The organism is Enterobacter sp. PTB (assembly GCF_051130085.1).
GTDB lineage: Bacteria > Pseudomonadota > Gammaproteobacteria > Enterobacterales > Enterobacteriaceae > Enterobacter > Enterobacter ludwigii.
This window is the reverse complement of record NZ_JBDKEE010000067.1, coordinates 1-3,637: the sequence shown is the minus strand read 5'-3', so window position 1 is coordinate 3,637 and position 3,637 is coordinate 1. Positions and strand designations below refer to the sequence as shown.

General features: G+C 50.9%; 3 protein-coding genes and 2 pseudogenes. 3 read left to right on the top strand and 2 right to left on the bottom strand.

All coding sequences use genetic code 11. From position 1 onward, the window contains the following. Positions 1–113 precede the first annotated feature (113 nt). A complete protein-coding gene (gene parM, locus AAIR21_RS27405) occupies positions 114–1,070 on the top strand; it encodes a plasmid segregation protein ParM domain-containing protein (RefSeq protein WP_434682763.1) in 957 nt (318 codons plus the stop codon). Between the two features lie 12 nt (positions 1,071–1,082). Next, the gene (locus tag AAIR21_RS27400; protein ID WP_434682762.1) at positions 1,083–1,442 is read left to right on the top strand and encodes a plasmid partitioning/stability family protein; all 360 of its coding nucleotides are present in this window, start codon (positions 1,083–1,085) and stop codon (positions 1,440–1,442) included. Between the two features lie 200 nt (positions 1,443–1,642). On the opposite strand, the gene AAIR21_RS27395 is transcribed toward AAIR21_RS27400, so the two are convergent. Further along, positions 1,643–2,812 carry a DUF6396 domain-containing protein gene (locus AAIR21_RS27395; RefSeq protein WP_434682761.1) on the bottom strand — a complete coding sequence of 390 codons (1,170 nt, stop codon included), beginning with the start codon at positions 2,810–2,812 and terminating at the stop codon, positions 1,643–1,645. 122 nt (positions 2,813–2,934) lie between these two features. Next, positions 2,935–3,204 (bottom strand): annotated as a pseudogene (locus tag AAIR21_RS27390) (type VI secretion system ATPase TssH); the annotation flags it as partial. Here AAIR21_RS27390 and AAIR21_RS27385 point away from each other — a divergent pair. Beyond that, positions 3,157–3,264, top strand: a pseudogene (locus tag AAIR21_RS27385) (tyrosine-type recombinase/integrase); the annotation flags it as partial. The pseudogenes AAIR21_RS27390 and AAIR21_RS27385 sit on opposite strands and share 48 nt — an antisense overlap. Positions 3,265–3,637 lie beyond the last annotated feature (373 nt).

The window sequence follows — 3,637 nt, the reverse complement described above, 5'->3', positions numbered from 1 at the left end:
GCGCTGATTCATCTCATCGTGCTCTCAGTTCTGGCTCAATAGCCGCCCTTCACGTGTCCGGCAACGCCGGATGACTCAATCTCAACTCATATTTGACTCACCAAAGGTGCAATATGCGCATTTATATTGACGACGGCTCAACCCATATCAAAATGCTGTGGGAGCAGCACAGCAAGACGTTTACTCACATCAGTCCCAATAGCTTCAAACGCGGATGGTCAGCCACGTTTGGCAACGGTAAGCCGTTTAACTACACAGCTGGCAAAGAGAAATATTCATTCGACCTCATTTCCCCAGATACCCTCACCACCAGCAATATCGAGTGGCAGTACAGCCCGCTCAATGCCGTTGCAGTCCATCACGCGCTACGGACCAGTGGGCTTGCACCGCAGTGCGTGGATATCGTGGTAACGTTGCCGCTGGCGGAGTTTTACGATGAAGACTCCCAGTACCGGCTTGATAACATTGAGCGCAAGAAGCAGAGCCTGCTACAACCTGTGGAACTAAATAACGGTCACCTCTTTACCGTCACTCGCGTTACCGTGCGCCCGGAGTCTATTCCTGCCGGGATTACGCTGTGCGATCAACTCTCGCCCTCCAACTCGGTATTGATAGTTGACCTTGGCGGAACCACACTGGATATCTCGCAGGTAGCGGGCCAGATGTCTTCAGTATCGCGTATCTACGGCGATCCGGCGTTAGGCGTATCGCTGGTGACCGATGAAGTGCAGCAGGCTTTACGTAAAGCCGGTATGTCGCTCTCCCGCTATAACGTGGACAGATTGATTATCAAACGTTTTGACAAGACGTACCTGGCGAACAATATCAACGATCCAAATGCTGTCGATAGCATTAAGCAGGCAATCCAAAGCGGTATTGCGCGTTACCAGGCGCGGGTGCTGGAAGCGATTGATCGCTTTAGGGGGTACACCCATGTGGCAGTCGTGGGCGGGGGAGCCTGCCTGCTGGCTGATGACATTCGTATTCACGTTAACCTGCGCGAAGATCGTTTCTTTGTGGCACAGGATCCGCAGTTCGCACTGGTACATGGCCTGAAAGCCATTGGTTAGGAGAGGTAGACATTGACCCGAAGAAAAGTACTGATCTACCTCCGACCTGAAACACATGCCTCTGAACGTTTTGCGGAAGCGAGGATTGAGGCACATCATCGCGGCGATCGCGGAGAGTTATCACGAACAGCTTTACTTGCAGGTATTGCGCTGGGCGAGATTGACAGCCGGTTACCATCGGTACTGGCCGCATTGCTGGCAGACAACACGAGCCCGGAAACACTGCGCACTATGCTGGTCTCGTTTCTGAACATCCAGCCGGGATCGCATCAGCCTGTATCGGTAGTAGTCACAGTACCAACACCAGAGGTAACGAAACGGCCCACCAGCAGTGTTTCAGCAAAGAATCTGGCGGGCTCCCTGCCAGAGTGAAATATTATTTCATCACCAAATGGAAGCAAAAAAATAATCCAGGACGCTCAGCCTATGTGGCCGGGCGTCCTTTTATCGCTATATTCTTTTTTTTATCAGAAATCTCGTTGAGCATTAGCCTCTTATGCTCACGGAATGGTTCAGGTAACAGCCGATAAACGAAAAATCCCTCGTCATCAGGCAAGCGTTCAGCACTCAGATTACACTGCGCAGCAGCGCAGGAATACCGCTGATATACCACTGTTCGGTATCCACTCCAGCTGCCAGTAACCGCTTTTCGGGCAGGCTTCACCGCTGCGGCACAGAAGCAGGGCGACATCATCCTTATTAAAATGGGGTGATGAAGGCAGCGGTCTGCCCGTCGCCGGGTTTAGCTGTTTTGCTTTTGCCAGTTCCGCAATTAGAGATTCAGTGGGTTTGGCTGGCGGGATATTGGCTTTGCGCTCTTCCAGCCATTTTAGTTTGCCGTCCCAGGCTGGCAGCGGTGCCGGTGGCAACGGCACGATGTCGTTGATTTCCGGGACAGTTGGACTGGCGTAGGAATAATCAGACAGGATTTTCCAGATTTGTTCATAGCGGAGCGCACGCTCTGGATCTTTTTTTAAGCCCAGAAAATATAAAGATGCTTCTGAATCAGGATCTGAAAATGCATTACTAAGCCTGCTCGCGGCTGCATCATCCCCTGCTGCGACACCCATTTGAAATACTTCCAGAGCTTCATCATACTGTTCTTGGATCTTCAAACTAATACCCAAGAATCGAGCCGCCTCACCTTGCCCTTGTTCTGCAGCACAACGTCGCATTTGCTGTGCAATATCGGGAGCCATTTTGGCCGGAGCTAATTTGTCACCGACATAGGCCTGTGCCTGCGCATTCCCCTCATCCGCAGCCTTGCGGTAATAACGCAGCGCCATCTCGTCATCCTGCTGCAATCCCGCAGCGCCGTGCTGCAGATAAATCGCGACAAAGTAATAACCTGAAGCCACGCCGGCATCGATAAGCGCCTGGCTCATCCGCAGACGCTCAGCGCCGCTGAGATGAAAATGCCCGCGCATCGCACCATTTTGCAGATTAATATTGGCCTTGTCGTGCCCGTTTTCAGCGGCGATGCGGTAAAGCCGTTCAATTTCCGCATCAACTTTTACATCTTCCTTTAACTGGTTATTCTTCTGCAGCCAGCGGGCGTACTTAAACAGCACATCACTCTCTGCAGAGGGCTGTGGAATATTCTCATGCTTACAGGTAAACGCCAGCCGGGTATTGATAGTCGATAACGGATCCACGTCAGTTTCCTTTTTAACAGAGGTCGGGGACGTTCCCCCGTCACAGGCTGCCAATGCAAGGCAAGCCAGAAGTAATAATTTACGCATCAGTCCCAGTCCTTGATCGTAGATTTGTTATAATTAAATGCTATTAATGGTGCTTCAGGGACATCTGTTCCGGATTGTTGGAAAATTTTATTTCTTTTAAGTAAATCATCCCAAGCTTTAAACGCCTTCTCCCTGCCGTACAGCGCATGCGCCGTTTCGGTCTTTCCCGTACCGCTGGGGCCCGCCAGCAGGAACACGTCCTGTGGCCCGCTCTCCGGCATCAGCCCGGTTTTTGAGGCCCGCAGGCGCTGGGCAATGGCGGTCAGGGCGATATCCTGGCCGACAACACGTCCGGTCAGCAGGGTTTCCAGATGCAGCAGTTCGGCCTGTTCGTCTTTCAGCAGCGACGACAGCGGCACGCCGGTCCAGTCGGCAATACCGGCCACGGTTTTCGTCACACAATGAGTACCATTTTGCATGAGCAGGGCTTTACGCCAGCAAAGATAAAAACAGGACACTCGGTCTTCATGGTTGGGCATTCTTTTTCTTTACTCTCTATTTAAGTTATTGAAAAATAAAATAATAAATAGAAAAAATAAGAAAGAAAATGCCAAGACTGACTGTAGAAGCTCCCTCACTCAATGTTATTGTTCTCAAATGACAGGGCGTGAAGCAGACTTCTTACACCCTGGACTGTCACTTTTGCGCCAAGAGTGGACTTTGCTCCCAATATCGAGTTAATCATTGGAACATTGATCGCCTCTATTGAAAATTTTCACCGTATCCAATATATCGGTGTAGAGGGCTTTCCTCTTAAACCTCTAAAGGATAACCGCGAATTCAGATAATAAGTGCAACGCTCGGTCATGTGGATGGGGGAACGGT